Consider the following 25,266-nt stretch of genomic DNA (forward strand, 5'->3'; position numbering starts at 1 on the left):
GCCCGCCGTGCAAGCAAACGCTGGATTATATAACGGTGTCATAGACGCGGGGCCAGCGCAACCGCCGGGTTTTCGCTGAGTTCGCCGGCCGCTTTGATCCATTTCATGCAGGCTGGCGAAAACTGGGTACAATACCGCCTCCCTTGCGCTGCGCCCGTAGTTCAATGGATAGAATGAGAGTTTCCGAAGCTCTTGATACAGGTTCGATTCCTGTCGGGCGCGCCACAGCATCTGCGGCCAGCTTATTTCAGGCCCGCGCCGGGGCCTCATCCCGGGCCCGTTCTCAAGCGCGCACATCCCCACCTTTGGCAAGAACTGCCGTCATGTCCTGCTCGTACCGATAACCGTCGCGCAGGCTCATATCCTCGATCGTATTGAGCGTGTGCTTGGCGAGCCTGGTCGCCGCCGGACGCTTGGACGCGATGGTGGCGGCCATGGCCAGGGCCGCCGGCAGCAGTTCGCCGGGCGCCGTGCAGGCCTCGACGATGCCCAGCCGGTACAGCTCGGGCCCCGGGACGCGTTCGCCGGTCAGCATCATGCGGCGCGTGCGCGAATGGCCGAACAGCCGCATGGCATGGCGTCCGCCGCCCATCGCGCCGACGTCGATCTCTGGCAGGCCCAGCACGGTGTTGTCGCAGGCCAGCAGGATGTCGCACGAAGCCGCGATGGCCAGGCCGGCGCCCAGCGCCGGTCCGTTGATCGCCGCGATGACGGGTTTGGCGCATTCGCGGATCGCATGAAAGCACTCGCGGGTGCGTCGGGAGTGGGCGATCAGGCCGCCCAGGCCGGCCGTGTTCTCGGCGCGGCGCTTCAGGTCGGCGCCGGCGCAGAATACCTTGCCCGCGCCGGTGAGCACCACGACGCGCACGTCGTCGACATCCGAAAGCATGTCCAGCGCCCGGGTCAGCTCATCGTTGAGGTCGCGGCTCAGCGCATTGACCGGCGGATTGTCCAGGGTCAGGGTGGCGATGTGATCCTGCACGTGCAACTGCAGTTGGGAAAAGCCGTCCATCGAAAGGCCTCATCGGTTGCGCATTATGATATGTGGCGCCCTGCTTCCAAACGGGCCGCCTTTGGGAATTTCGACATGCCTACACTGATTCCAGCCGCTGCTCGCACGCTGGCCGCCTTTGAGATCTTCGCGCGTGAGAAACGCGAACTGTCCAACTCGGAGATGGCGCGCATGCTGTCGCTGGCCGAAAGCAGTTGCTCGGACCTGATGAACACGCTGCACACGCTGGGCTATCTGATGCGCGCGCCCCGCAGCCGCCGCTTCTACCCGACCGCGCGCCTGTACGAAATTGCCCGCCAGATCGCCGAGAACGACCCGCTGACGCGTTCGGCCAAGGAAGCCGTCCAGCAACTGGTCGAGACCACCAACGAGAGCGCGTTCTTCGGCGTGATGGACCGCTCCGCCGTCAAGGTGGTGGCGGCGCAGCCCAGCCGCCGGCCGCTGCGCTATATCGTCAACGTGGGCGACCGGATCGCGCTGCATGCATCGGCCATCGGCAAGGCCTTGCTGGCCGAATTGCCGGACGACGAGATGCAGGCGCAGATCCAGCAGATCAAATTCAAGCCCTTCACGCCCGACACGATCACCAGCGCCAAGAAACTGCAGGCCGACCTGGCCCAGGGGCGCAAGCAGGGCTGGTATGAGTCCCGCGGGGAAGGCGCCGAAGGCGTGACCGCGCTGGCCGTGACCGGCACGCTGGGCGACCAGCCGGTGGCCTTGTCGCTGGCCGGCCCTGCCGAACGCGTCGAGAAGCATCGCAAGGCCTATCTGCAGGCCTTGTTCGAGGTGCGCGACTCGCTGCAGGCCTGACGCGGCTTTCATGGTCGCTGCGCCGGCCACTGGAACGGCGGGCCCTTCTTGTCGAAGAAGCGCTGCAGCGCCATGGTGTGGTAGTCGGTGCTCATCGCCACGCCCTGGCCGTCGCTTTCCAGCATCAGCATGGTTTGCAGGTCGCTGCGCAGCGAGACGTTGAGCGCGCGCTTGGTGATGCTCAGCGCCACCGGCGAGGCCTCGGCCAGGCAGCGCGCGATGGCCCGGGCCCGCTCCTGCACCTGCGAGGCCGGATGCGTTTCCAGCACCAGCCCCATGGCGCGCGCCTCGGCCGCGCCGAACTCGCGCGCCGAGAACAGCAGTTCCTTGGCCCGCTGCACGCCCACCAGGCGCGGCAGCGTGTAGAACGTCCCGAAGTCCGCCACCGCGCCCAGGCGTCCGAAGGCCATGCAGAAGCGGGCGTCGTCGGCGGCCAGCACCAGGTCGGCGGTCATGGCCAGGCCGAGGCCGGCGCCATAGGCCACGCCCTCCACCGCCGCGATCACCGGCCGGTCGAACTCCACCAGGCTGGCCACCACGTCGTGCAGGTCGACCAGCCGCTGGCGGCGGCCGGGCGCAGTCGCCTCGCCGGCCGCCGCGCTGTTGCGCAAGGCGTTCAGGTCGCCGCCGGAACAGAAGTTGCCGCCGGCGCCCGTCAGGACCAGCGCCTTCAGTTCGCGTTCCTGGCGCAGCGCGCGCAGCAGCTCGCGCAGGGAACTGCGCATGGGGATATCGATGGCGTTCTTGTATTGCGGCCGATCCAGGGTGATGGTGCCCACACCATCCGACATCTCGTACTGCAGGCCTTCGTACATGGCGTTCGTCCTCGTGGTTAACGACGTTCAACGTCGGGGGAAGTCAGTATCAGGGCGTCGAGCACCCAGGCGCCTTCGCCGGGCGGGCCGACCCAGACGGGGTTGAACTCGGCTTCGCGCAGCTCGGGACGCCCCGACACGAATTCCGAGATGCGCAGCACCAGCTGCACGAAGGCTTCGGCGTCGATGGGCGGCAGATTGCGGAACGCGCCCAGATAGGCGCGGTGCTTCAGCCCGGCCAGCATGTCGCGCACGTCGGCGGCCTGGATCGGCAGCACCCGGTGCGCCACGTCCTTGAGCAGTTCGACGAATATGCCGCCCAGGCCGACGGTGACGACATGCCCGTACATGGGATCGGCGCGGACGGTGACCAGCATTTCGCGCCCGCCGTCATGGAACATTTTTTCCACCAGCACCCCGTCTATCGTGGCGTCCGGGCGGCGCGCGCCGACCTGCCGCACCAGCGCCTCGTAGGCTTCGGCAGCGTCGCCGGCCGAACCGACGCCCAAGCGCACGCCGCCCACTTCCGTCTTGTGCGGGATCTGCGCGCTGGCGATCTTGAGGACGACGGGAAAGCCGATGGCCTGCGCCGCCTCGGCCGCTTCGGCGGCCGAGCGGCTCAGCCTGCCCTGCGGCACTGGGATGCCGGCCTCGCGCAGCATCGCCTTGGCGGCGCTCTCGGTGCAGGCCACGGCTTGCGCCGCCGCGGATTCCGCGCAAGCCGGCCCGGCCGGAGCGGCGTCCAGGCCGGACAGCAGGCCGCGCGGCATGACCTTGCGCAAGGCCGCCAGGGCCGTGGTCAAGGACAGGAAGGGAGCCAGCCCCTGGCTTTCCAGGCGCTCGAAGCCGGTGCCCAGGCGCCGGCTCATCCAGACCGGCAAGATGGGCTTGGCGGCGTCGGCGGCCGCATCGACGATGGCCCGCGCGATTCCATCGGTCAGCTCGGCATAGTCCGCCGGGATCGGGACGACCACGGCGCCCACCGCCGGGTCGTCGGCCACCGCGCGCAGGCAGGAAGCCAGGCCGTCGATGCTCTTGAGGGCTTCGGCGGTGACGTCCACCGGGTTGGAGATGGCCGCATAGTCGGGCAGGCTGGTCCGCAGATGCTCGGTGGTGGCCGGCGAGAACTGCGCCAGGCGCAGGCCCTGCAGCCCGATCTGGTCCGCGGCCATCGCGGCCGCGCCGCCCGAAAAGGTCACCACCGCCAGGTCTGCCGAGGCCGGGAGGCGGCCGCCGTCGGCCAGGCGCGCCAGGGCCACCAGCTCGTCCATGTCATGGGCTTCGATCGCGCCGAACTGCGCGAACATGGCGCTGTTGACATCGGCCGCGCCGGTGATCGAGCCCGTATGCGACTGGGCCGCGCGCATGCCGTACTCCGACCGGCCGATCTTCAGGATCACCACCGGCTTGCCGCGCGAGCGCGCCAGTTCCAGCGCGGCGACCAGGCGGCGGCCGTCCTTTATTCCTTCGAGCAGAACGGCGATCACGCGCACGCCGGGGTCGTTGGCCATGTGGGCGATGAAGTCCGGCGCGCCCAGGTCGACCTCGTTGCCCGCCGACAGCCACATTGCCGCGCCGGCTCCGTACGACAGCCCCTGGACCACGTTGCGGCCCGCGCCGCCGCCCTGGGTGACGATGCCTATCGTGCCGACGTTCCTGTCGGACTTGAAGGCTGGCGAGATCGTCATGCCCATGCGATCGCGGAAGTTCGACAGGCCGGGACAGTTCGGGCCGTAGACCCGCAGCCCCGTCTGCCTGCACAGGTCCGCGATCTCCTGTTGCAGCGCCTGGCCTTCGGGCCCGGCTTCGGCGAAACCCGACGACATGACCACGGCGAATGGGATCCCGCGCGCGGCGCAGTCGCGCAAGGCGTCCATCACGTGGGCCGCCCTCAGAATGATCAAGGCCACGTCGATGTCCGCGTCCGGCAGGGCGGCGATCGACGGCCAGCAGCGGAAGGGGCCGTCGCCGCGCATGGGCGGATTGACCACGAAAAGTTCGCCCTCCAGGCGCGAATGCGCGGACAGGTTCTCCAGCAGGCGGGCGCCTTCGCTGTTCGGGCGCTGGGAGCCCAGTACCACAACCACATTGCGAGGCCGCACCAGTCTCGCCAGATCGGGAAATTCGCAGGTCGTTGAAGTCATTTGATTTCCGTGGTGTCGTAGGTATTTACGAAATTCTGCAAATCATTCTACACTAGGTCGTAGTGATGTACGAAATATCGTACGAATATCGTGCGCATAACCAAAGGAGACGCATCATGAGGCTATTGATGGCCGCCGTACTGGCATGGTCCTGCGCGGGCGGCATTGCCCCTGCGCAAGCGCAGCAGTCTCAAACCTATCCCGCCAAGCCGGTCACCCTGCTGGTCGGCTTCGCCGCCGGAGGAGGAACCGACTTGCTGGCGCGGCACTACGCCAAGCGCCTTGCGGAGAAGCTGGGCCAGTCTTTCGTGGTCGAGAACAAGACCGGCGCGGGCGGCGCCATCGCGGTACAGGCCACGGCCAACGCCCGGCCCGACGGCTACACGCTGATGTTAGGCACCACCGGCATAGCCGTCGACACCGCGCTGGGCAAGACGACTTATCAATGGGAACGCGATCTCGCGCCGATCGCCATGCTGGGATACGCCAGCAACGTGCTGGTGGTGGCGCAGCGCTCGCCGGTCCGTTCGGTGGCGGACCTGATCGCCGAGGCCAAGCGCAGGCACGTCACTTTCGGTTCGCCCGGCGTGACCTCGTCCATGCACATGACCGGCGAACTGTTCAAGCAGATGGCCGGCGTGCGGATGACGCACGTTCCCTACCGGGGCGCGCCGCCGGCCGAGCAGGCCTTGCTGGCGGGAGACGTCGACGTGCTGTTCGACAACATGGCGGGCGCAATGGCGTTCATCGAGGCGGGCAAGTTCCGGCCCATCGCGGTCAGCAGCGCCACGCGCAACGCCGACCTGCCCGAGGTGCCCACCATAAGCGAAGCCGGCCTCAAGGGTTTCGAAACCACGGGCACGTTTTTCCTGATGGCGCCGGCCGGCACGCCGCCCGACGTCATCGCCAGGCTGGCGGCGGAGGTCGACGACATCACCAAGGAAGAAGCGACGCAGGCCTTTCTGAAGCGTCTGCACATCGTGCCGCTGACCGGCGGCGCGCAAGCGGTTTCTGCATTCATGCAGGCCGAGGTGGCCAAGTGGAAGAAGGTGGTCACGGCCCCGGAATTCGAACAAGCCAAATAGGAGACCCACGTCATGGATTTCGCTCTGGACCCGACCCAAACGGCGCTGCAGGATTCGCTCAGGCGCTATCTCGAATCCGAGGTCGCGCCGCTGGTGGATGAGTACGAGGCGGCCAAGACGCCGGTGCCGCGCGCCGTCGTGGCCGCCATGCGCGACTATGGCCTGATCGGCGGCCTGCTGCCCGAGGAGGAGGGCGGCTTCGGCCTGTCGATGCTCACGTATGGCACGCTGGTCGCCGAGGTCGCCCGGGTGTGGCCGTCGCTGCGCGGCATGCTCAGCGTGAGCAACCTGGCGGCGTCGGTGCTGGCCGGCGCCGGCAGTCCGGCGCTGCGCGCCAAGTACCTGCCGCGCATCCTGGAAGGCCAGGCGATCTGCTGCTTCGCCTTGAGCGAACCCGGCATCGGGTCCGACGCGGCCAATGTGCAGACGCGCGCCGAACGCACCGCGTCCGGCGGCTGGCGCATCAACGGACGCAAGATCTACATCACCAACGGACCCATCTGCGACCTGGGCATCGTGTTCGTGCGCACGGTCTCGGACGACGGCGTGGCCGGCGTGTCGTGCCTGGCGTTCGAAAGCGCCATGCCGGGTTTCTCGTGCACGCCGCTGGGAAAGATGGGCATGCACTGCTGCCCGCTGGGCGAGCTGCTGTTCGAGGACGTCGAGGTCCCGGCCGAAAACCTGATCGGCGAACCCGGGCAGGCGTTCTCGATCGCGAAGAAGTACCTGAACATCGGCCGCTCGGTGGTGGCGTTCTCGGCGCTGGGCATCGCCGAATCCTCGCTCGAAGCGGCGGTGCGCTTCGCCCGCGACCGCGTGCAGTTCGGGCGGCCCATCGGTTCGTTCCAGCTGGTGCAGCAGATGGTGGCCGACATGATGACCATGGTCGAGACCTCGCGGCTGCTGGCGTACCGCTCGGCCGACGCGCTGGACCGCAACGCGCCCGACAACACCACCCTGTGCGCCATGGCCAAGCGCCATGCCAGCGACGCGGCGCTGCGCGTGGCCGAGACGGCGCTGCAGGTGCATGGCGGCGCCGGCTACACCTCGCTGTTTCCGGTCGAGCGCCACTACCGCGATGCGCGCCACCTGAGCATCGGGGAAGGCACCAACCAGATCATCGGCATGCTGATCGCGCAGAGCGCGCTCGGCCTTTCCGCACTTCGCTAGGCATTCCTGTCCGTCCGAGAAGATCATGCTCAAGAAACCCAGCCGACGCCATACTCTTCGCGCCGCGATGCGCGCCCTGCTTGCCGCGGGGCTGATCGCCGCCGCCCCAGCCCTGGCCGCGCAGGGCGCGTCCGACTATCCGGCCAGGACGGTGCGCCTGATCGTGCCGTTCGCGGCGGGCGGATTCTCGGATTCCTTGTCCCGCCTGATCGGCAATGCGCTGTCCGAGCAATGGGGCCAACCCGTCGTGGTGGAAAACCGCGCCGGCGCCAACGGCGTGATCGGCACCACGGCGGCGGCGCGCGCCCCGGCCGACGGCTATACCCTGCTGGTCACGCTGGACTCGCACGTCAGCAACAACTTCCTGGTGAAGTCGCTGCCCTACGACACGGTGCGGGACTTCGCGCCCGTCGTCTTCCTGGGCGCCGCGCCCATGGTGCTGCTGGCCAATCCCGGCTTCGAGGCCGACAGCGTGGCCGACGTGGTGCGCATCGCCAAAGCGCGGCCCAACTCGATCAACTACGGTTCGCTCGGCTCAGGCAGCCAGATCCACATGGCCGCGCGCATGCTGGAGACCGCCGCCGACATCCATATGACGCCGGTGCCGTACAAGGGCGGCGGCCCCGCCGTCACCGACCTGATGGCCGGGCATATCCAGCTGCTGTTCGCGTCCATCACCTCGTCGCTGCCCATCGTGCAGCAAAAGCGCGCCAAGGCGCTGGCGGTGGTCTTTCCCAAGCGGCTGGCGGCGCTGCCCGACGTGCCCACCATGGCCGAGCAGGGCTATCCCTCGGTGGAGAAGGTGGGCTTCTGGTTCGGCATCATGGCCCCGGCCGGGACGCCCGCGCCCATCATCGAAGAGCTGCGGACCAGCGTGCTGGACGCGGCGGCGCGTCCCGACGTGGCCGTGCGGCTGGCCGAAATGGGACTGCAAATCCAGCCGATGGGGCCTGCCGAATTCGGCGATTTCGTCAAATCCGAGCTGGCCCGCTGGGCCGAACTGGTGCGGCGCGAAAACATACAGCCGCAGTAGCCCGGCGGCGCGCAAGCAAAGGCCGCGGCGTCCGCAGGGGCGCCGCGGCCTGTTGCGTGGACGTCAATCGCGCGGTCCTGCGGCGTCGCGCCAGACGGCGCCCGACCCATGCTCGTCCAGGACCGCAAGGATTTCGCGCGTGTGCTGGCCGGCGCGCGGCACCGGCCCCGGTTCGGCGCGCGCCCCGTCGAAGCGCGGCGCGGGCGCGGCCTGCAGGAAGCCGTCGCGCTCGAAGTAGATGTCGCGCGCGCGGTTGTGCGGGTCGAGCGCGGCCTCGCCGGGTTCCAGCACCGGCACGACGCAGGCGTCGCTGCCCTCGAACACGGCCCACCATTCGGCGCGGCTGCGGCGCTCGAAAAGCGCCTGCAGGCGTTCCTTGCGGCGGGGCCATCGAGACCTGTCCCATTGATCGGCGAACTCCGGGTCGCCGGCCAGTTCCAGGCGTTCGAGCAGTAGCGCATAGAACTGGGGCTCGATGGCGCCGACCGTGATGAAGCCGCCGTCCGCGCAGCGATAGCTGGCGTAGAACGGCGCCGCGTTCGGCAGGCTCCGGCTGCGTTCGGCGGCGATGATGCCCTTGGCCCGGGCGGCCAGCAGCAATTGCTGGGAGTGGGCCGATCCGTCGACGATGGCCGCGTCCACCACGCAGCCCTGGCCGCTGCGGCGGGCCTTGAGCACGCCGGCAAGTATGCCTATGGACAGGTACAGCGCGCCGCCGGCGATATCGCCCACCACCGAGAACGGCGTGACCGGCACGGCGTCGGCCGGCCCGGCGTTCCAGAGCGCGCCGGACAAGGCGATGTAGTTGGCGTCATGTCCGGCCATCTGCGCCATCGGCCCGCTCTGGCCCCAGCCCGTCATGCGGCCGTACACCAGGCGCGGGTTGCGCGCGCGGCACGCTTGCGGTCCCAGCCCGAGGCGTTCGGCCACGCCGGGGCGCATGGCCTCGATCAGCACGTCGGCGTGTTCGACCAGGCGCAGCAGCGTGTCGCGGCCCTCGTCGGTCTTGAGATCCAGCGCGATGGCGCGCTTGCCGCGCTGGATGCTGGTTTCGTATCCCAGGCTGCCGGCGCGGCCGTCGGGCCGTTGCACGGTGATCACGTCCGCGCCCAGGTCGGCCAGGTGCATGGCGCAGAACGGGCCGGGCCCGATTCCCGCGATCTCGATCACCCGCACGCCCTCCAGCACATTGCCGCGGACGGGTTCCTGCTTGTCTCGGTTCATATGCATACGGCCTCGTCAGTCCAGTGCGATGACGGCTTCGCCGACGATTTTCTCGGCGCCGTGCTGGTCTGCGCAACGCAGCGCCAGGCGCACGCGCCGTTCTCCGCCTTCCTCCATCTTCTCGACGACTTCGCCGGTGCAGGTCGGCTCGGCATATAGCTGCATGATGCCGGTAAAGCGCAAGGCCAGGCTGCGGATGCGCTGCTGCGGCACCCAGTCGGTCAGCATGCGGCCCACATAGGCCGCCGACAGCATGCCGTGCGCGAAGACATCGTCCACGCCGGCGCTGCGCGCATAGTCCAGGTCGATATGCATGGGGTGATGGTCGGCCGACGCGCCGGCGTACAGGGCCAGCGTCTTGCGCGAGATCGGCGGCAGTTTCAGGGTAGGCAGCCGGTCGCCGGCCGCCAGCTTGTCGAAGCTGGGAAGAGTCATGGTCGTTCCTTCAGGCGTTGCGTTGCACGACGATGGAGCGCAGGTCGGCGATGTGCCGGCCGTGCTGGTTGGTCACGCGCGTGTCCTTGACCAGGAAATCGAGCGCGCCGCCTTTCTTCTGGTAGACGTCGGCAATCGTCAGGTCGAACGTCAGGGTGTCGCCCGCGTAAGCCATGGCGTGGTAGGTGAAACGCTGCTCGCCGTGCAGGATGCGGCTTTCCTCCAACCGCGTCAGGCGGGCGGTGCCGATGGAGTCGAACGCGTCGATCTCCAGGCAGAACAGAAAGGTGGGCGGCACCGGCAGGGCGGGGTGTCCCGCCGCCCGCGCGGCGGCTTCGTCCAGATAGACGGGATCGGTCTCGCCGATCACTTTGGCGAAAAAGCGCAGGCGGCCGGGCTCGACGGCGATGCTGCGCGTGCCGAGGGATTGGCCGATCAGGTTCTTATCAAGCAAGAGAGTCTCCTTGAGTGGCGGACATGCCGGATGCTGCGGGAATCAACTGGCCCGGGCGCCAGTGCGTTCGATGATGGATTTCCACTTGACGCGTTCGGTCCGGATCATTTCCTCGAACTTCTCGCCGCCGACCGGCAGCGGCGCGCCGCCCATCTGGGTCAGCGCGTCGATCACCGCCGGGTCCTGGAGCGCGCGCGCCACTTCGGCCTGCCAGCGCTCGACGATGGGCTTGGGGGTGTTGGCGGGGAAGAACAGGCCTATCCATGACATCGACTGGGCCTTGGGGTAGCCGGCTTCGGCGATGGTCGGAACGTCGGGCAGCAGCGCCAGCCGGGCGGCGCCGGTGGTGGCCAGGGCGCGCAGCTTGCCGCTGCGGATATGCCCCAGCGTGGTCGCGGGATAGTCGAACGAGGCGTCGACCTGGCCGCCCAGCAGATCGTTGATCGCCGGCGGGCTGCCGCGATAGGGCACGTGCGTGAACTGCACGCCCGCCACCGTCTGGAACAGTTCCGCCGCCAGATGGGAGCCCGTGCCGTTGCCCGCATTGGCCACGGTAATGCGTCCCGGGTTGCGCGCCGCGTACTCCGCCATTTCCTTGACCGTGCGGTACGGACGATCGGCGTTGACCACCAGCACGTTGGGCAGCGCGATCACGGCGTGCACGGCCGTGAAGTCCTTCGCCGGATCGAAGCTGAGGGACTTGTAGAGGTACTGGTTGGTGGCCTGGGTTCCCTGCGTTCCCATCAGCAGGGTGTAGCCGTCGGGCTTGGCCTTGGCGACGTGCTCGGCGGCCGGATTGCCGCCCGCGCCCGGCCGGTTCTCGATCACCACAGGCTGGCCCAGGCGCTGCGCGACCTTGCTGCCGATCAGGCGGCTGACCTGGTCGGTGATGCCTCCCGCGGGGCCGGCCGAAACAATGGTCATCGCGCGAGCCGGATAGGTGTCGGCATGCGCGGGCGCGACGGCCGCCGTACACCCCAGCGCCAGCAGCAGCGCAACCCGTCCCAGACCCGTAGCCGACCGGCGGCCGCCATTCTGAATGTTCATGGGTGTCTCCTTCCAGGTCAAAAAATCTGTTGGAATTAACTACGGCATTTCGTATAGTACTACGACACAGCGTAATTTCCAGGATTTTTCCATGCCCAATCTGATACCTGCCACGGGCCGCACGCTTGCGGTTTTCGAGGTGTTCGCCAGGGAAAAGCGCGAACTGTCGAATTCGGACATGGCGCGGCTGCTGTCGCTCGCCGACAGCAGTTGCTCCGACCTGCTGTACACGCTGCATTCGCTGGGATACCTGATGCGCACGCCCAAGACGCGGCAGTTCTATCCCACCGGGCGCCTGTTCGAGATGGCGTGCCAGTTCAGGCAGAACGATCCGATGTCCGCGGTGGCGCAGGAAGCGGTGGAGCAGCTGGTGGAGCGCACCAACGAAACCGCGTTCTTCGGCGTCCATGAACGCCTGGCGGTGAAGGTCGCGGCGGCGCTGCCCAGCCGGCGTCCGCTGCGCTACATCCTGGATGTCGGCGACCGCGTCGCGGTGCATGCCTCGGCATTCGGCAAGGCCCTGCTGGGGCTGCTGCCGCCGCAAGAATTGCGCGCCGAGGTCGCGAGGCTGAACCTGAAGGCGGTGACGCCGCACACGATCACAGACCCAGGGAAGCTCATCGCCAATATCGAGGCCGGCCGCAAGCGCGGCTGGTACGACACGCGCAGCGAGGGCGCCGAAGGCGTGACCGCGCTGGCGGTCTCGGGCTGGCTGGGCGGACATGCCGTCTCGCTGTCGCTGGCCGGGCCGACCGAGCGTGTCGACAAACACCATGCCGAATATCTGCAGGCGCTGCGCGACGTACGCGGCGCAATACTGGACGGCCAGCCGGCTGCTCCGTTTTTCCCATCCAAGTAGGAGCAAACATGGACTTGAAACTGCAAGACCGCGTGGCGATCGTCACCGGATCGGCGCGCGGAATCGGCGCCGAAACCGCCCGCTTCCTGGCCCGCGAGGGCATGGCCGTGGTGATCAGCGACCTGGACGAAGGCGCCGCGGCGGCGATGGCGCGCTCCATCGAGGCCGAGGGCGGGCGCGCCATCGGCCTGCGCTGCGATGTGCGCGACCAGGCCCAGGTGCAGGCGATGGTGGCGGCCGGACGCGAAGCCTTCGGCCGCATCGACGTGCTGGTCAACAACGCCGGCCTGGTGAAAGACCGCACGCTGCTGAAGATGGACGAGGCCGACTGGGACCTGGTGATCGACGTCACGCTCAAGGGCGCCTTTCACTGCTGCCGGGCGGCGCTGCCGCATATGCACGAGAACGGCTGGGGCCGCATCGTCAACATCGCCTCGCGCGCCTTGTTCGGCAACCCCGGGCAGACGAACTACTCCAGCGCCAAGGCCGGCATCGTCGGCTTCACGCGCGCCCTGTCGTTCGAGCAGGCCCGCAAGGGCGTCACGGTGAACGCCATCGCGCCCGGCTTCATCGAAACCGATTACATCAAGAGCCTGCCCAATTACGACACGATCCTCGAAAACGCCCAGGCCAAGAACCAGGTGCCGTTTCCGGGACAGCCCGGCGACATCGCCGGCGCCGTCGCGTTCATGGCCTCGGAGCACGCGCGCTACATCACCGGCACCACGCTCTTCGTCACGGGAGGCCGCTATGGCTGACCTGGACGCCGACGGCCTGGGCGCCGAACATGCCTTGTTGCGCGACAACATCCGCCGTTTCCTGAAAGACCGCGTCAATCCGCTCATCCTCCAGCACGAGACCGACAAGACCTTTCCCTTCGAGGTGCTGGGCGAGCTGCGCGACTTCGGCTATCTGGGCGGCTATCTGCCCGAGTCGTCCGGCGGGCTGGGGATCGACTACCTGACCTGGGCCGTGATGATGGAGGAGGCCGGCTACTGCTGGCTGTCGCTGCGCGCGCTGATCAACGGCCTGAACATCGTCGGCGGCATCATCGACGCCTACGGCACCGACGAGCAGAAAGACCGCTTCCTGCATCCCCTGATGCGCAACGAACGCCGCACGTTCGTCTCGGTTTCCGAGCCGGACGTGGGATCGAACGTGGCGGAAGTCAAGACGCGCGCCGACAAGCGGGGCGACCGCTACGTGCTCAATGGCGGCAAGCTGTGGGTGACCAACGGCATGTTCGCCGATTTCGGCATCGTGGTGGCGCGCTGCTTCAGCGACACCTGCCAGGGCGGGCTGTCGCTATTCCTGGTGGAAAAGGCGCATACGCAGTTCGACGTGCGGCCGGTCGACACGATGTTCGTGCGCAGCACCGGAACCGCCGCCTTCACGTTCGAGGACGCCGAAGTGCCCGCGGCCAACCTTCTCGGCCAGGAAGGCCAGGGCCTGCGGCAGATCCTCATCGGCCTGAACTTCGGCCGACTGAACGTGGCCATGGGCGCGGTCGGGGCGGCGCAGTGCGCGCTCGACCTGTCCATCGACTATGCGCGCACCCGCAAGCAGTTCGGGCAGCCCATCGGCGCCTACCAGCTGGTGCAACGCCACATCGTCGAGATGACGATGAAGACCCAGGCGGCGCGCGCCCTGGGTTATCGCGCCGCGCGCGCCATGCAGGCCGGAAAGTCGGCGCGCATCGAAGGCTCGGTGGCCAAGCTCTACGCCACCGAGGCCGCCCATCAGGTGGCCAACCATGCTCTCCAGGTGCACGGCGGCATCGGTTATGCGACCGACTACCCGATCGAACGCATCTTTCGCGACACGCGCGGCGGCATGATCCCGGAAGGAACCACCGAAATCCAGACCCTCATCATCGGCCGCGAGATCCTGGGGATCTCGGCGCTTACCAATGGAGAACGCGCATGAATGAATCCGACGTCATCGAGAGGATCGCGCAGTCGGCGATCTACTGGGAGGACCTGCCCGTGGGAACCCGCTACCGCACCTCGTCGCGCACCGTCACCGAGGGCGACGTGGCGGCGTTCGCCGCGCTCACGGGCGATTTCAACCGCGTGCACGTCGACGCCGAATACGCCAAGAGCACCTTGTTCGGGCAGCGTATCGCGCACGGCATGCTGGTGGCCTCCTTCATGGCGGGGCTGACCTCGCGCTCGATTCCCAACCAGCTCATGGAGGGGGCGCTGTTCGGCGTGCTGGAGAACCGCATCAAGTTTCCCAAGCCCACGCTGATCGGCGACACGCTGCACGTCGAGATCGAAGTGGTCGAACAGAAAACCACCAGCCGTCCCGACCGCGGACTGATCGGCTTCCTGCGCAAGGGCATCAACCAGCGCGGCGAAGTGGTCTGCGAACTGGGCGCCACCTGTCTGCTCAAGCGCCGTACGCCGGCCCAGAACCCATGAACGCACCGAACATCCAATTCGCCGACCTCACGCGCCTGGTGCTGCCCGAATCCATCGTGCTGGTCGGCGCATCCGAGAAACCGGGCAGCATCGGCCAGCGCACGCTGGAGAACCTCACCGTGCATTCCGGCTGGCAGGGCCGGCTGGCCCTGGTGAATCCGGCCCGCCAGACCATTGCCGGCCGTCCCTGCGTGCCTTCGGTGGCCGACCTCGATTACGCGCCCGACGTGGCTATCCTTGCCGTGCGCGCCGATCTCGTCGTGGACACCCTGCGCCTATGCGGCGAGCGCGGCATCCGCTATGCCATCGTGTTCAGCTCGGGCTTCGGCGAGACGGGCGAGGCCGGGCGCGCGCTGGAAGTCCGGATGCGCGAGGTCGTGGCCGAGACCGGCTTGCGCATCTACGGGCCCAACAGTCCCGGGCTGACCAACGTCAACGGGCGGCTGGGCATGAGTTTTTCGCCGGCGTTCAAGACCGACCAGCGGCCCGGGCCCATCGGCGTGGCGTCGCAGGGCGGCGGGCTGGGGCGCTCGTTCATCCAGGCCATGGACCGAGGGGTAGGGACGGGCCTGTGGTTCTCCGGCGGCAACGAGGTCGACCTGGAGGTCAGCGACTACATCCACTACATGGCCGACGCGCCCGACATCGAAGTCATCGTCAGCGTGCTCGAAGGCGTGCGCGACGGCCCGCGCTTCATGGCGGCGGCGCTGCACGCCGCGCGCCGCGGCAAGCCGGTGGTGGCGCTCAAGGTCGGCAAGTCCGACTACGGCATCAAGGCGACCCAGTCGCATACCGCGGCCATCTCCGGCTCCGCCGAAATCAACAGCGCCGTATTCAAGGAGGTCGGGGTGATCGAGGTCGACGACGTAGACCAGTTGATCGACACGGCGTCGATGCTGGCGCGCGGCAAGCCGACCGGGCGCGAGCGCATCGCGGTGTATTGCTTCTCCGGCGGAACCGCGGCGCTGGCTTCCGACCAGATCGGCCTGGGCGGGCTGGTGATGTCCGAGTTCGCGCCGCAGACGCGCCACGCCTTGAGCCAGCTGCTGCCGGACTACGCCGCGATCGACAACCCCGTGGACGTGACGGCCGAGGTCCTGGTCGATCCCTCGTTGACCTACACGGCGCTGAAGACCACGGCCGAAGATCCCAACACCGATATCGTGATGGTGCCGATTCCGGTGGAATACGGCCAGACCACCACGCTGCTGGGCGAGAGCATGGTGCGCGTGCAGCGCGACGTGAAGACGCCCATCGTGCCGATCTGGATGAGCGACCGCACCGGCGAGGGCCACCGGCACATGATCGAGGGCGGGCTGATGCCGATGCGTTCGGTGCGCAACGCGGTGCGGGCCATGCGCCGCTACATCGAGTACGGCCGCTGGAAGGCGCAGCGCGACCCGGACTGGGCCCCGCTGGGACGTAACCGGCAGCCCGCCAGCACCGCCACGCTGAGCGAGGTCGACGCCAAATTCCTGCTGCAGCGCGCCGGCGTGGCCGTTCCGGCAAGCCGCATGGCCGCCACGCCGGAAGACGCGGCCCGCGCGTTTCGGGAACTGGGCGGCGAGGCCGTGGCGATGAAGGTCGTCAGCGCGACCATCACGCACAAGTCGGACGTGGGCGGCGTGCAACTGGGCATACGCTCGGCCGAACAGGCGCGCGCCGCCCATGCGCAGATATGCGAGCAGGTCGGCCGGGCCTGCGGCCCCGGCCAGGTCGAAGGCGTGCTGGTCGAGGCCATGCTGACCGGGCCGTTTGTGGAGGTGGTGGTGGGGATACACCGAGATCCCGTATTCGGCCACGTCTGCATGTTCGGCCTGGGCGGCGTCAGCATCGAGCTGTTCAAGGACGTCAGCCGGCGGCTTTTGCCGCTCACGCCGCAGTCGGCCCGCGCCATGATCGCCGAGACGCGCTGCAGCGAACTGCTGGGCGGCTATCGCGGGCGTCCCGCCTGCGACGTCGACGCGCTGGTCGACACCCTGGTGAAGCTGAGCGACTTCGTGGTCGAGCACGCCCACCGGATCGAGGAACTGGAAATCAACCCGCTGGCCGTGCGTCCCCAAGGACAGGGCGTGATGGCGCTGGATGCGGTACTCAGCTTTCAAACAACGGAGAAGAGCACATGGTAAAGACGGACATCGGCTACACCACGATCGACTCGATCGTGGTGCGCGGACTGGATCTTTCGAAGGAAATCATCGGCAAGTTCGATTTCGTCGACATGATCTATCACACCACATTCGAGCGCCTACCCACGGCGCGCGAGAAAATCATGGTCAACGCCATCCTGGTGACCACGGCCGACCATGGCATCACGCCCAGTTCGCTGGCGGCGCGCCTGACCTACGCCGGCGCGCCCGAAGCCATGCAGGCGGCCGTGGCGGCCGGGCTGCTGGGCGCAGGCAGCGTGTTCCTGGGCACCATGCAGAACGCCGCCGAAATGCTTACCGAGGCAGCGCGCGAACTTGGTCCGGACGCCAGCGACGAGGCGGTGCGCGACGCGGCGCGCGAGCTGATACGCCGCTACAAGCAGGAACGACGCGCCCTCTACGGAGTGGGCCACCCCATTCACGTCAACGGCGACCCGCGCGTGGCGACGCTGCGCGAGCTGTCGCGCGCGCATGACTATTACGGCGTGCATTGGCGGCTGATGGACGCCGTCAGCCAGGTGCTGAGCGCGGAATCGAAGAAAAACCTGCCGGTCAATGCCGTAGGCGCGATCGCCTCCATCATCGCCGACATGGAACTGGACCCGATGGTCGCGCGCGGCCTGGCGCTGGTGGGCCGGTCGGCGGGCCTGCTGGCCCACCTGATGGAAGAGCGCAAGCAGCCGATCGGGCGCGCCGCCTGGGAACTGGTGCTGCAGGACGACCCGCGCAACCAGGTTCCCTGAGCGCGGGCCGGCGGGAACGGTAGATGCTGCACAGTGCGCACCGGCCGGCGCAGCGCGCCGGCGGCCATACCGGAGAACGCCATGCAAACAGACAACTCGCGCGCCAGCGAACATTTGATGGATTGGCTGAGAGACGCCCACGCAATGGAAGAGCAGGCCGAAACCATGCTGAACAGCATGGTTTCTCGAATCGAGAACTATCCGGATCTGCGCGAGCGGATACGCCAGCATATCGACGAGACCCGCGAACAGCAGCGCCTGGTGCGCGAGTGCATCGAGCGCCGCGGCGGCGACACCTCGACGGTCAAGGACCTCACCGGCAAGGCGATGGCCACGTTCCAGGGATTTTCAGGTGTTTTCGCCTCGGACGAAGTGGTCAAGGGCGCCCTGTTCGGTTTCGCCTTCGAAAACCTGGAAATCGCCGCCTATTCGCAACTGATCGAGGCGGCGAAATTCGTCGGCGATACCGAAACGGCGCATACCTGCACGCGCATACTGCAGGAAGAGCGGGCGATGGCCGAATGGCTGGAACAGAACAGCGCGCAGCTGGTGCGGCAGTTCCTGGCGCGTACCGACGCTCCTGATATGCAGGCCAAGCGCTGACGGGCTCGGCCGGGAGAATCTGCGATGAAATTCACCAAATCCACCGAAGCCAAGGCGCAAGGCGACGCCGTGGTCTTCGTCATGGAGCTGTCCGGCGTGCGTCGGCAGTTCGAAATATCGGGGGACGTGCTGCGCCGCCGTTTCGGCGCCCGGGACGACACCGCCACCGAGCTTCTGCGCGCCTTCGAACAGGGCGCGCAAGCGATACGCGAGGCAGCGCAGGAAGCGCGGTCGGTGCCGGCTGACGGGCCCATCATGCTGGGTGCCGGGGATTTTCAATAGCTGCGGCTCGAACCGGTAGCCCGCCGGACCCGCGCATGCAGGTCACGCCGGCACACGGGCGCCTGCTCCAGGGGCTACCTCAGTCGTCCAGCGCCGGCACGGTGCCGATCTGCGCCAGGATGCGCGGCGATTCCATGTCGCCGGTTTCCTTGTCCACCAGGACTTCATAGGCGGCCACGCCGGCGAATTTGGAGGCCATGGAGTTGGCGATCCGGATGGCGCCGAATTCGCTGCTGGCGGGGCGGATTTCTCCCGGCGCCACGCCGCCGGCGGCGGCGCGATAGGGAACGACGATGTATTGGACGAGATGAGCGGCTTCTGACACAGGACTCTCCTGGACGGCAGTTTTCGGGCGAGCGAAATGTATCACGAGATACTGGTTTTTTGTACAGTAATTTTTAGGCCGATACGTCCTGTTTTCAAGCGTGCCGTGGGAAAACCCTTAGCTGCGGGCGTTGTACTGTTCCATCGAACTGCCTAATATTTTCGAAAATCCTGTTCTTTTATAAAAGAGGCTAGGGATGGAAGCGAAACGCTACGACGCCTACCGCGAAAACGTGGCCGGGCGCGCCAATGTCGCCGACTCGCCCGAGCGGCTGGCCTATTACGCCGAACTGGCGCGTCTGGAGACGGGCGCGCTGTGGACGGTGGCCAACAAGATCGAACCCTGGGCGCCGCGCTCGGCCTCGGTGCCGGTGGTGTGGCGTTATCGCGATCTGCGCGGCCACGTGCTGCGTTCGGCCGAGCTAGTGTCGCCCGAAGAGGCGGGCCGGCGCGTGATCTACCTCAACAATCCGGGTCGCCGCGACGTGGCGGCGGCGGTGGGCTGGCTGTATTCCGGCCTGCAGGTGATGCAGCCGGGCGAACTGGCCTCGGCGCACGCGCATTCGCATTCGGCGCTGCGCTTCATCATGGAAGGCCGCGGCGCGTACACGGTGGTCGACGGCCACAAGATGACGCTGGGCGCCAACGATTTCGTGCTCACGCCCAACGGCACCTGGCACGAGCACGGCGTGGCCGAGGACGGCACCACCTGCATCTGGCAGGACGGCCTGGACATTCCGCTGGTCAACGCGCTGGAAGCGGGCTTCTACGCGGTGCATCCCGACCTGAACCAGGCCGTCACGCATCCGGTGGACGACACCAGCGGCGCCTGGGGCGGCGTGGCCCTGCGTCCGCAGGTGTCGGGCTGGACCAAGCCGTATTCGCCGCTGTTCAAGTACGAATGGGAGCCCACCTACGAGGCCTTGCGCCGCTACGCGCGCACGGCCGCCGGCAGCCCCTACGACGGCATCCTGCTGGAATACGTGAACCCGGCCACCGGCGGCCCGGTCATGCCCACCATCGGCGCCAGCATGCAGATGCTGCGGCCCGGCGAGCACACCAGGGCGCACCGCCATACCGGCAGCTTCATCTACCAGGTGGCCAAGGGCAGCGGCTTTTCGGTCATCGACGGCAAGCGCTACGACTGGACCGAGCGCGACATCTTCTGCGTGCCGTCCTGGGCCGTCCACGAGCACGCCAATCTTTCGTCCAACGACGACGCCTGCCTGTTCTGTTTCAACGACCTGCCCGTGATGAAGTCGCTGGCGCTGTACCGCGAGGAAGCGCTGAGCGACAACGACGGCAGGCAGAAGCTGGTCTAGGCACTTTCGATTTTTCCTTCCCGACTCTTGGAGCATTTATGCGCTTGGTAACGTTTCGCGCCCATCCCACCGCGGCCGCCCGGCTCGGCGCGCTGGCCGACGGCTATGTGGTGGACCTGGCCCTGCTGGGGCGGCATGCGGGCGTGGAGCTGCCCGCCGACATGCTGGAATTCATCGACCTGGGGCCGGCCGCCGTGGCGCAGGCTTCGAAGCTGCTGGAAGCGCATCGCCGCGCATGGCCGGTGGGCGCCGCGCTGCCGCAGGAAAACGTCAAGCTGCTGGCGCCGATTCCACGCCCGCGCAAGAACATCTTCGGCATCGGCCTGAACTACGTGGAGCACGTGGCCGAGTCCAGCCGCACGCTGGACACCTCGGCCGACCTGCCCAAGCAGCCGGTCATCTTTTCCAAGCCGCCCACTGCCGTCATCGGCCCGGGCGACGCGATCGAGCACAACGCCAGGATCACGCAGCAGCTGGACTGGGAAGTCGAGCTGGCCGTCATCATGGGCCGGCGCGCCTCGCGCGTGGCCGAGGCCGACGCCTTGTCCTACGTGTTCGGCTACAGCGTGATGCTGGACATGAGCGCGCGCGACTGCCGCCGCGCCGGCCAGTGGATCTACTCCAAGGGCCAGGACACCTACGCGCCGTTCGGCCCCTGCATCGTCACCGCCGACGAAATCCCGGACCCGCAGGTGCTGGACCTGTGGCTGACGGTCAACGGCGAAAAGAAGCAGGGCTCCAATACCCGCCACATGCTGTTCAAGGTGCCGTTCCTGATTTCCGACATCAGCGCCGGCATCACGCTGGAACCGGGCGACATCATCGCCACCGGCACGCCGGAAGGCGTGGGCGCGGGCCGCAAGCCGCAGGAATGGCTGTGGCCGGGCGACGTGGTCGAGGCCTGCGTGGAAGGCATCGGCACGCTGCGCCATCCGGTGGTGGCGGTGTAGCGCCGCGCCGCCGCCGGGAGCCGATCTTGAAGCCGAGAATCAAAACCTTCCTCGAGGATGAGCCCGGGCCCGACGGAACCTTCGGCGTCGAGGAAATCACGCTGTCCGAGCAGGTCTATCGCCAATTGCGGCGCGACATCATGGCCGGGGCCTACGCGCCCGGCCAGTCGCTGCGGCTGGCCTTGCTCCGGCAGCGCTACGGCAGCAGCTTTTCGCCGATCCGCGAAGCGCTGAACCGGCTGCGCAGCGAGCGCATGGTGGTGGCGACCACCTCGCGCGGCTTTCGCGTCGCGCCGCTGTCGGTCGAGGAACTGTGGGACGCCTGCGAGACCCGCATCCTGATCGACTGCGACGCCTTGCGGCGCTCGCTGGCCCATGCCGGCGACGCCTGGGAGGCGCGCCTGGTGGGGGCATACCATGCGTTGACGCTGGCCGCGCGGCGCGCGGCCGAGCCGGCCATGCCCGATCCGGAGCGCGAGGACGCGCTCGAAGCCCGGCACCAGGAATTCCACCACGCGCTCATCGGCGCCTGCCGCTCGCCCTGGCTGCTGGACCTGTCGGCGCAGCTGTACGCGCAGACCGAGCGCTACCGCCGGCCGGCGCGCGCCGGCGTCACGGCCTACGGCCCGCAGCGCGACGTGGACCAGGAGCACCAGCTGCTGCTGCAGGCCGCGCTCTCGCGCGACGCCGACCGGGCGGTCGCGGCGCTGGCCGGGCATTACCGCGAGACCGCGCGCTTCATCGAACAGGTGCTGACGCGGGCCGACAGGCAGGCGGCCAGCGCCTGATGGCGTAAGCTTGCCGTCCATGGCCGATCTCAAACTCCTGGAAGACCTGATCGCGCTGGCGCGCACCGGCAGCTTCGTGCGCGCCGCCGAACTGCGCCACGTGACCCATCCCGCCTTCGGCAGACGCATCCGCGCGCTGGAGGCCTGGGCCGGCGCGCCGCTGGTCGAGCGCCAGCGCCTGCCCGTGGTCCTGACCGCCGAAGGCGAGGCGCTGCTGAAAACGGCGGTCCAGGTGGTCGAGCAGATGGGGCAGGTGCGCCACCGCATCCGCAGCTCGGGCGCGGGCGGCGAGGCGGTGCTGCGCATCGCCACCGGCCGCAGCCTGGCCCGCACCCTGGTGGCCGACTGGATCGCGCGGCTGCGGCTGCGCGCGCCCAAGGTGCTGGCCGAAGGCGTCCAGGTGGAGCTGTCCACCGGCATGATGCAGGACATGGCGGCCCGGCTGGAGCAGGGCAGGGTCGACCTGCTGTGCTGCTACGAGCATCCGGCGCTGTCGGTGCAGCTCAGCCCCGGGCGCTACCGCTACATGACCCTGGGCACCGACAAGCTGGTGCCGGTGAGCCAGGCCGATACGCGCGGCCGCGCCCGCTACGCACTGCAGGAAGGCGGGCAGGCCGCGCCGCTGATCACTTATGCAGGCGGCCTGGCGATGGAGCGCATCGTCGGCGACCGGCTGGAGACCACGCCTTATTCGCTGACGCCGTTCCTGCGCAGCGACTCGCTGGACGCCGCGCACGGCGCGGTCGCCAAGGGGCTGGGCGTGGCCTGGCTGCCCTGGTCCATGGTGGCGGCCGACTGCCGCCGCGGCGCGCTGGCGGCCCTGGGCGGGCGCAGCGACGAGATCGCTTTCGAGGTGCGGCTGTACCGGCCGCGCGCGCGGCTGACCGAGCTGGCCGAAGCGGTCTGGCAGGCCACCGCGAACCGCAAGGCCTGAGCCGACGCCGGGCGCGGCCACAGGCTGAATCGGCACGCCAATGTGCCGTCTTGGCACGAGCGCCACGCGCCGGGAGCCCGAGAATACCCTTTCATACCTAACGAGACGGCGCCGCCGTCCACGCCAGCACCCAGGGAGAAAACCATGAAATCCGTCCAGCATCCGCTGCGCGGCGCGCTTGCCGCGCTCTGTGCCGCCGCCGCCCTAGCCGTTGCCCCGTCTGCCCACGCCGAATACCCCGACCGCGCCATTTCGCTGGTGGTCGGTTATCCGGCCGGCGGCAGCGTGGACCTGACCGCGCGCCTGTTCGGCGAAGAACTGGCCAAGCGCCTGGGCCAGAGCGTGGTGATCGAGAACGTGGGCGGCGCCGGCGGCACCATCGGCGCGCAGCGCGTGGCGCGCGCCGCGCCCGACGGCTACACGCTGCTGCTGGGCTCGACCAATGAAATGGTGATCGCGCGCATGATCAACAGCGCGGTGAAGTACGACAGCGTGAAGGATTTTTCGGCGCTGGGCGTGATCGCCTCGCAGCCCATGCTGCTGGCCGCCAGCAAGAACGCCGGCGTCAAGACCGCGGCCGAGTACCTGCAAAAGCTGCGCGGCGCCGCGCCCGGCAGCTACAACTACGGCTCGTCGGGCGTGGGCACGACGCTGCACCTGGCCGGCGAGATGATCAACCAGTCCACCGGCACGCGCGCCGAGCACGTGCCTTACCGCGGCGTGGCGCCGCTGGTGACCGACCTGATGAGCGGCCAGCTGGACTACGGCATGCTGGTGCTGTCCTCGGGCCTGCCGCAGGTGCGCGGCGACAAGATCGTGGCGCTGGGCGTGACCGAGAAAAAGCGCTCGCCGGTGGCGCCGGACCTGCCGGCGCTGGCCGAGACGCCGGGCTTCGAATCGGTCGACATCAGCGTCTGGTTCGCGCTCTACGGCCCCGCTGGCCTGCCCGAGCCGGTGGCCGCCAAGCTGCGCGGCGCGCTGGCCGAGACGCTGAAGTCGGAACAGTTCCGCGCCAAGATGCAGGAAGCCGGCGGCCAGCTGGCGCAGCCCGGCCTGGACCCGGTGGCCTACCAGGCCGATGAAACCAGGAAGTACGGCGCGCTGGTCAAGGCCGCCAGGATCGAAGCCCAGTAACCAACCGGGCGCAGCACCGCAGGACATCTCATGGAATTCAAGTTATCCGTTCCCGATCTGGGCGCCGAGCGCGCCGGCAACACCGACACCCCGGGCGTCTGGCATTTCGACTCGGGCGTGCCCGGCAGGTCGCTGATGGTGTCGGCGCTGGTGCACGGCAACGAGCTGTGCGGCGCCTGGGCGCTGAAGGACCTGCTGGCCGCGGGCTTTCGGCCGCGCCGCGGCAGCCTGACGCTGGCCTTCTGCAACCTGGACGCGTTCGACCGTTTCGATCCGGCCAGCCACGACGCCTCGCGCTTCGTGCAGGAGGACATGAACCGGGTCTGGAGCGCGCAGCGCCTGGACGATCCATCCACCGCCGACCGCCGGCGCGCCGCGGCGCTGCGGCCCTGGGTCGAGCGCGCCGACTGGCTGCTGGACCTGCACTCGATGCATGAGCCGGGCGAGCCGCTGCTGCTGACCGGCGTGCTGCCGCGCAATATCGCGCTGGCGAAGCGCCTGCAGGCCCCACGCCATGTGATCGTGGATGCCGGTCACAAGGACGGCGTGCGGATGCGCGATTTCGCGCAGTTCGGCGACCCCGCGCGCGAGGACGCCTGCGCCTTGCTGATCGAATGCGGATTTCACGGCGATCCGGCCTCGCGCGAGGTGGCGCGCGACATGGTGGCGCGCATGCTGCTCGAATCGGGCGTGGCCGACGCGGCCGACGTGCCGGCGGGCTGGTTGCTGCCGGCTGCGGCGGCGCAACGCGTGCTGGAAGTGACCGACGCGGTGGTCGCGCCGTCCATGGACCTGCGCTTTTCGCAGCCGTGGAGCGGCCTGGAGACGCTGGAGGCGGCCGGTTCGGTGCTGGGCTGGGCCGACGGCCAGCCCATCGTCACCCCTTACGACCGCTGCACGCTGGTCATGCCCTCGCTGCGCCAGCTCAAGCCGGGCGTGACGGTGCTGCGGCTGGCGCGCGACTACGCCGGCTGAACCTTCAGCGCTGGGGCGTGTAGCGCAGTTCGTCGAGCTGGTAGCCCTGGCTCTTGGCCGCCGCCAGCGCCTTGTCCAGCTCTTCCTGGGGCAGCTGGGGCGAGCGCGACAGGATCCACAGGTACTTGCGGTCGGGCGTGCCGATCACGGCCCAGCGGTAGTCCGGGTCCAGCCCGATCACCCAGTAATCGCCCTTGAACGGCTTGAAGAACGAGACTTCGAACTTGGCGTTGCCGCTGCCGTCGACCACCGTGGCGGTGCCCGAGGCGGAGTCGATGTCGCCGTCCTTGGTGCGGCAGCGGTTGTTGACGCCCATGGTGCCGTCGGCGTGCAGGGTGTACTCGGCCGTCGTATCCCCCACGCAATTGCGCTGGTAGAACATGGGGAAATTGGCGATCTCGTACCACATGCCGGCGTAGCGTTTCAGGTCTACCGATTCGACGGTCTGCATGGGCGGCGCGGCATGGACGATCCCCGCCACGCTGGTGGCCAGGGCCAACAGGAATGCTGCGGTGCGGCGCATGAGGGAACCTCCTGAAAATCCTAACGA

Annotated in this window: 27 protein-coding genes and 1 tRNA gene; 19 read left to right on the forward strand and 9 right to left on the reverse strand. The window is 68.2% G+C overall.

The window, feature by feature from the left end; translation table 11 throughout:
• Nucleotides 1–150 precede the first annotated feature (150 nt).
• A tRNA-Arg gene (locus AC1IQ6_RS01865) sits at nucleotides 151–225 on the forward strand.
• Between the two features lie 58 nt (nucleotides 226–283).
• Here the strand turns inward: AC1IQ6_RS01865 and AC1IQ6_RS01870 are convergent.
• Nucleotides 284–1,012 (reverse strand): enoyl-CoA hydratase/isomerase family protein, encoded by a 729-nt coding sequence (locus tag AC1IQ6_RS01870; protein WP_102773229.1) that lies wholly within the window; start codon nucleotides 1,010–1,012, stop codon nucleotides 284–286.
• A 75-nt stretch (nucleotides 1,013–1,087) separates the two neighbouring features.
• Between AC1IQ6_RS01870 and AC1IQ6_RS01875 the strand changes: the two genes are divergently transcribed.
• Nucleotides 1,088–1,822, forward strand: coding sequence for an IclR family transcriptional regulator (locus tag AC1IQ6_RS01875; RefSeq protein ID WP_102773230.1), 735 nt, complete (start codon nucleotides 1,088–1,090; stop codon nucleotides 1,820–1,822).
• Between the two features lie 8 nt (nucleotides 1,823–1,830).
• Here AC1IQ6_RS01875 and AC1IQ6_RS01880 read toward each other — a convergent pair whose 3' ends face one another.
• The gene (locus AC1IQ6_RS01880) at nucleotides 1,831–2,637 is read right to left on the reverse strand and encodes an enoyl-CoA hydratase/isomerase family protein (protein WP_485865719.1); all 807 of its coding nucleotides are present in this window, start codon (nucleotides 2,635–2,637) and stop codon (nucleotides 1,831–1,833) included.
• Nucleotides 2,638–2,654: 17 nt separating this feature from the next.
• Nucleotides 2,655–4,781 (reverse strand): acetate--CoA ligase family protein, encoded by a 2,127-nt coding sequence (locus AC1IQ6_RS01885; protein ID WP_485865720.1) that lies wholly within the window; start codon nucleotides 4,779–4,781, stop codon nucleotides 2,655–2,657.
• Between the two features lie 116 nt (nucleotides 4,782–4,897).
• Here AC1IQ6_RS01885 and AC1IQ6_RS01890 point away from each other — a divergent pair, with 116 nt between their 5' ends.
• From AC1IQ6_RS01890 to AC1IQ6_RS01900, 3 genes are read left to right on the forward strand one after another with little or no spacing between them, the layout of a single operon-like run.
• Nucleotides 4,898–5,866 (forward strand): Bug family tripartite tricarboxylate transporter substrate binding protein, encoded by a 969-nt coding sequence (locus AC1IQ6_RS01890; protein WP_258231421.1) that lies wholly within the window; start codon nucleotides 4,898–4,900, stop codon nucleotides 5,864–5,866.
• A gap of 12 nt (nucleotides 5,867–5,878) precedes the next feature.
• Nucleotides 5,879–7,036, forward strand: coding sequence for an acyl-CoA dehydrogenase family protein (locus AC1IQ6_RS01895; protein WP_485865721.1), 1,158 nt, complete (start codon nucleotides 5,879–5,881; stop codon nucleotides 7,034–7,036).
• A 25-nt stretch (nucleotides 7,037–7,061) separates the two neighbouring features.
• Nucleotides 7,062–8,069: a tripartite tricarboxylate transporter substrate binding protein gene (locus AC1IQ6_RS01900; protein WP_485865722.1), complete on the forward strand. Its 1,008-nt coding sequence runs from the start codon at nucleotides 7,062–7,064 to the stop codon at nucleotides 8,067–8,069.
• Between the two features lie 63 nt (nucleotides 8,070–8,132).
• On the opposite strand, the gene AC1IQ6_RS01905 is transcribed toward AC1IQ6_RS01900, so the two are convergent.
• Genes AC1IQ6_RS01905 through AC1IQ6_RS01920 form a run of 4 tightly spaced genes read right to left on the reverse strand, consistent with a single transcriptional unit; the run spans nucleotide 8,133 to nucleotide 11,229 of the window.
• Nucleotides 8,133–9,299, reverse strand: coding sequence for a CaiB/BaiF CoA transferase family protein (locus tag AC1IQ6_RS01905; RefSeq protein ID WP_258231422.1), 1,167 nt, complete (start codon nucleotides 9,297–9,299; stop codon nucleotides 8,133–8,135).
• A 9-nt stretch (nucleotides 9,300–9,308) separates the two neighbouring features.
• Entirely contained in the window at nucleotides 9,309–9,728 is a 420-nt protein-coding gene (locus AC1IQ6_RS01910) for a MaoC family dehydratase (RefSeq protein WP_102773236.1), read from the reverse strand.
• 10 nt (nucleotides 9,729–9,738) lie between these two features.
• On the reverse strand, nucleotides 9,739–10,182 hold the full coding sequence (locus tag AC1IQ6_RS01915; protein WP_102773237.1) for a MaoC family dehydratase N-terminal domain-containing protein: 444 nt from the start codon (nucleotides 10,180–10,182) through the stop codon (nucleotides 9,739–9,741).
• 42 nt (nucleotides 10,183–10,224) lie between these two features.
• Nucleotides 10,225–11,229, reverse strand: coding sequence for a Bug family tripartite tricarboxylate transporter substrate binding protein (locus tag AC1IQ6_RS01920; protein WP_111826078.1), 1,005 nt, complete (start codon nucleotides 11,227–11,229; stop codon nucleotides 10,225–10,227).
• Between the two features lie 91 nt (nucleotides 11,230–11,320).
• On the opposite strand from AC1IQ6_RS01920, the gene AC1IQ6_RS01925 reads away from it, so the two are divergent.
• The 8 genes from AC1IQ6_RS01925 to AC1IQ6_RS01960 all read left to right on the forward strand — a co-directional run bounded on the left by AC1IQ6_RS01925 (nucleotide 11,321) and on the right by AC1IQ6_RS01960 (nucleotide 18,289).
• Nucleotides 11,321–12,088, forward strand: coding sequence for an IclR family transcriptional regulator (locus AC1IQ6_RS01925; protein ID WP_102773238.1), 768 nt, complete (start codon nucleotides 11,321–11,323; stop codon nucleotides 12,086–12,088).
• Nucleotides 12,089–12,096: 8 nt separating this feature from the next.
• Complete coding sequence (locus AC1IQ6_RS01930) at nucleotides 12,097–12,846, forward strand: SDR family NAD(P)-dependent oxidoreductase (RefSeq protein WP_479730853.1); 750 nt, start codon at nucleotides 12,097–12,099, stop codon at nucleotides 12,844–12,846.
• Entirely contained in the window at nucleotides 12,839–14,014 is a 1,176-nt protein-coding gene (locus AC1IQ6_RS01935) for an acyl-CoA dehydrogenase family protein (RefSeq protein WP_485865723.1), read from the forward strand. The genes AC1IQ6_RS01930 and AC1IQ6_RS01935 overlap by 8 nt, the downstream gene beginning before the upstream one ends.
• Entirely contained in the window at nucleotides 14,011–14,511 is a 501-nt protein-coding gene (locus AC1IQ6_RS01940) for a MaoC family dehydratase (RefSeq protein WP_102773241.1), read from the forward strand. Before AC1IQ6_RS01935 ends, AC1IQ6_RS01940 begins: the two co-directional genes overlap by 4 nt.
• On the forward strand, nucleotides 14,508–16,640 hold the full coding sequence (locus tag AC1IQ6_RS01945) for an acetate--CoA ligase family protein (protein ID WP_485865724.1): 2,133 nt from the start codon (nucleotides 14,508–14,510) through the stop codon (nucleotides 16,638–16,640). Before AC1IQ6_RS01940 ends, AC1IQ6_RS01945 begins: the two co-directional genes overlap by 4 nt.
• Nucleotides 16,634–17,404 (forward strand): citryl-CoA lyase, encoded by a 771-nt coding sequence (locus AC1IQ6_RS01950; RefSeq protein WP_111826075.1) that lies wholly within the window; start codon nucleotides 16,634–16,636, stop codon nucleotides 17,402–17,404. Before AC1IQ6_RS01945 ends, AC1IQ6_RS01950 begins: the two co-directional genes overlap by 7 nt.
• An 81-nt stretch (nucleotides 17,405–17,485) precedes the next feature.
• Complete coding sequence (locus AC1IQ6_RS01955) at nucleotides 17,486–18,007, forward strand: ferritin-like domain-containing protein (RefSeq protein ID WP_111826074.1); 522 nt, start codon at nucleotides 17,486–17,488, stop codon at nucleotides 18,005–18,007.
• Between the two features lie 24 nt (nucleotides 18,008–18,031).
• The gene (locus tag AC1IQ6_RS01960) at nucleotides 18,032–18,289 is read left to right on the forward strand and encodes a DUF1488 family protein (protein ID WP_111826073.1); all 258 of its coding nucleotides are present in this window, start codon (nucleotides 18,032–18,034) and stop codon (nucleotides 18,287–18,289) included.
• A gap of 79 nt (nucleotides 18,290–18,368) precedes the next feature.
• Here AC1IQ6_RS01960 and AC1IQ6_RS01965 read toward each other — a convergent pair whose 3' ends face one another.
• A complete protein-coding gene (locus tag AC1IQ6_RS01965) occupies nucleotides 18,369–18,614 on the reverse strand; it encodes a hypothetical protein (RefSeq protein ID WP_111826072.1) in 246 nt (81 codons plus the stop codon).
• A 196-nt stretch (nucleotides 18,615–18,810) separates the two neighbouring features.
• On the opposite strand from AC1IQ6_RS01965, the gene AC1IQ6_RS01970 reads away from it, so the two are divergent.
• From AC1IQ6_RS01970 to AC1IQ6_RS01995, 6 genes are all read left to right on the forward strand, one after another.
• Nucleotides 18,811–19,935 carry a cupin domain-containing protein gene (locus AC1IQ6_RS01970; protein WP_111826071.1) on the forward strand — a complete coding sequence of 375 codons (1,125 nt, stop codon included), beginning with the start codon at nucleotides 18,811–18,813 and terminating at the stop codon, nucleotides 19,933–19,935.
• 38 nt (nucleotides 19,936–19,973) lie between these two features.
• Nucleotides 19,974–20,885, forward strand: coding sequence for a fumarylacetoacetate hydrolase family protein (locus AC1IQ6_RS01975; protein WP_102773256.1), 912 nt, complete (start codon nucleotides 19,974–19,976; stop codon nucleotides 20,883–20,885).
• A gap of 26 nt (nucleotides 20,886–20,911) precedes the next feature.
• Nucleotides 20,912–21,673 carry a GntR family transcriptional regulator gene (locus AC1IQ6_RS01980; RefSeq protein WP_102773257.1) on the forward strand — a complete coding sequence of 254 codons (762 nt, stop codon included), beginning with the start codon at nucleotides 20,912–20,914 and terminating at the stop codon, nucleotides 21,671–21,673.
• A gap of 19 nt (nucleotides 21,674–21,692) precedes the next feature.
• Nucleotides 21,693–22,607 carry a LysR family transcriptional regulator gene (locus AC1IQ6_RS01985; protein WP_102773258.1) on the forward strand — a complete coding sequence of 305 codons (915 nt, stop codon included), beginning with the start codon at nucleotides 21,693–21,695 and terminating at the stop codon, nucleotides 22,605–22,607.
• Between the two features lie 144 nt (nucleotides 22,608–22,751).
• On the forward strand, nucleotides 22,752–23,741 hold the full coding sequence (locus tag AC1IQ6_RS01990; RefSeq protein ID WP_485865725.1) for a Bug family tripartite tricarboxylate transporter substrate binding protein: 990 nt from the start codon (nucleotides 22,752–22,754) through the stop codon (nucleotides 23,739–23,741).
• A 30-nt stretch (nucleotides 23,742–23,771) separates the two neighbouring features.
• Entirely contained in the window at nucleotides 23,772–24,716 is a 945-nt protein-coding gene (locus AC1IQ6_RS01995; protein WP_111826069.1) for a M14 family metallopeptidase, read from the forward strand.
• A 4-nt stretch (nucleotides 24,717–24,720) separates the two neighbouring features.
• Here the strand turns inward: AC1IQ6_RS01995 and AC1IQ6_RS02000 are convergent, their stop codons facing one another.
• A complete protein-coding gene (locus AC1IQ6_RS02000; RefSeq protein ID WP_111826068.1) occupies nucleotides 24,721–25,239 on the reverse strand; it encodes a lipocalin family protein in 519 nt (172 codons plus the stop codon).
• Between the last annotated feature and the right edge of the window lie 27 nt (nucleotides 25,240–25,266).

Source organism: Achromobacter sp. MUI-25009338, assembly GCF_057359325.1.

What these genes read in the sequence shown, in the direction of transcription:
- AC1IQ6_RS01870 (WP_102773229.1), bottom strand. Translation starts at nt 1,012, where the DNA reads ATGGACGGCTTTTCCCAACTGCAGTTGCACGTGCAGGATCACATCGCC.
- AC1IQ6_RS01875 (WP_102773230.1), top strand. Translation starts at nt 1,088, where the DNA reads ATGCCTACACTGATTCCAGCCGCTGCTCGCACGCTGGCCGCCTTTGAG.
- AC1IQ6_RS01880 (WP_485865719.1), bottom strand. Translation starts at nt 2,637, where the DNA reads ATGTACGAAGGCCTGCAGTACGAGATGTCGGATGGTGTGGGCACCATC.
- AC1IQ6_RS01885 (WP_485865720.1), bottom strand. Translation starts at nt 4,781, where the DNA reads ATGACTTCAACGACCTGCGAATTTCCCGATCTGGCGAGACTGGTGCGG.
- AC1IQ6_RS01890 (WP_258231421.1), top strand. Translation starts at nt 4,898, where the DNA reads ATGAGGCTATTGATGGCCGCCGTACTGGCATGGTCCTGCGCGGGCGGC.
- AC1IQ6_RS01895 (WP_485865721.1), top strand. Translation starts at nt 5,879, where the DNA reads ATGGATTTCGCTCTGGACCCGACCCAAACGGCGCTGCAGGATTCGCTC.
- AC1IQ6_RS01900 (WP_485865722.1), top strand. Translation starts at nt 7,062, where the DNA reads ATGCTCAAGAAACCCAGCCGACGCCATACTCTTCGCGCCGCGATGCGC.
- AC1IQ6_RS01905 (WP_258231422.1), bottom strand. Translation starts at nt 9,299, where the DNA reads ATGCATATGAACCGAGACAAGCAGGAACCCGTCCGCGGCAATGTGCTG.
- AC1IQ6_RS01910 (WP_102773236.1), bottom strand. Translation starts at nt 9,728, where the DNA reads ATGACTCTTCCCAGCTTCGACAAGCTGGCGGCCGGCGACCGGCTGCCT.
- AC1IQ6_RS01920 (WP_111826078.1), bottom strand. Translation starts at nt 11,229, where the DNA reads ATGAACATTCAGAATGGCGGCCGCCGGTCGGCTACGGGTCTGGGACGG.
- AC1IQ6_RS01925 (WP_102773238.1), top strand. Translation starts at nt 11,321, where the DNA reads ATGCCCAATCTGATACCTGCCACGGGCCGCACGCTTGCGGTTTTCGAG.
- AC1IQ6_RS01930 (WP_479730853.1), top strand. Translation starts at nt 12,097, where the DNA reads ATGGACTTGAAACTGCAAGACCGCGTGGCGATCGTCACCGGATCGGCG.
- AC1IQ6_RS01935 (WP_485865723.1), top strand. Translation starts at nt 12,839, where the DNA reads ATGGCTGACCTGGACGCCGACGGCCTGGGCGCCGAACATGCCTTGTTG.
- AC1IQ6_RS01940 (WP_102773241.1), top strand. Translation starts at nt 14,011, where the DNA reads ATGAATGAATCCGACGTCATCGAGAGGATCGCGCAGTCGGCGATCTAC.
- AC1IQ6_RS01945 (WP_485865724.1), top strand. Translation starts at nt 14,508, where the DNA reads ATGAACGCACCGAACATCCAATTCGCCGACCTCACGCGCCTGGTGCTG.
- AC1IQ6_RS01950 (WP_111826075.1), top strand. Translation starts at nt 16,634, where the DNA reads ATGGTAAAGACGGACATCGGCTACACCACGATCGACTCGATCGTGGTG.
- AC1IQ6_RS01955 (WP_111826074.1), top strand. Translation starts at nt 17,486, where the DNA reads ATGCAAACAGACAACTCGCGCGCCAGCGAACATTTGATGGATTGGCTG.
- AC1IQ6_RS01960 (WP_111826073.1), top strand. Translation starts at nt 18,032, where the DNA reads ATGAAATTCACCAAATCCACCGAAGCCAAGGCGCAAGGCGACGCCGTG.
- AC1IQ6_RS01970 (WP_111826071.1), top strand. Translation starts at nt 18,811, where the DNA reads ATGGAAGCGAAACGCTACGACGCCTACCGCGAAAACGTGGCCGGGCGC.
- AC1IQ6_RS01975 (WP_102773256.1), top strand. Translation starts at nt 19,974, where the DNA reads ATGCGCTTGGTAACGTTTCGCGCCCATCCCACCGCGGCCGCCCGGCTC.
- AC1IQ6_RS01985 (WP_102773258.1), top strand. Translation starts at nt 21,693, where the DNA reads ATGGCCGATCTCAAACTCCTGGAAGACCTGATCGCGCTGGCGCGCACC.
- AC1IQ6_RS01990 (WP_485865725.1), top strand. Translation starts at nt 22,752, where the DNA reads ATGAAATCCGTCCAGCATCCGCTGCGCGGCGCGCTTGCCGCGCTCTGT.
- AC1IQ6_RS01995 (WP_111826069.1), top strand. Translation starts at nt 23,772, where the DNA reads ATGGAATTCAAGTTATCCGTTCCCGATCTGGGCGCCGAGCGCGCCGGC.
- AC1IQ6_RS02000 (WP_111826068.1), bottom strand. Translation starts at nt 25,239, where the DNA reads ATGCGCCGCACCGCAGCATTCCTGTTGGCCCTGGCCACCAGCGTGGCG.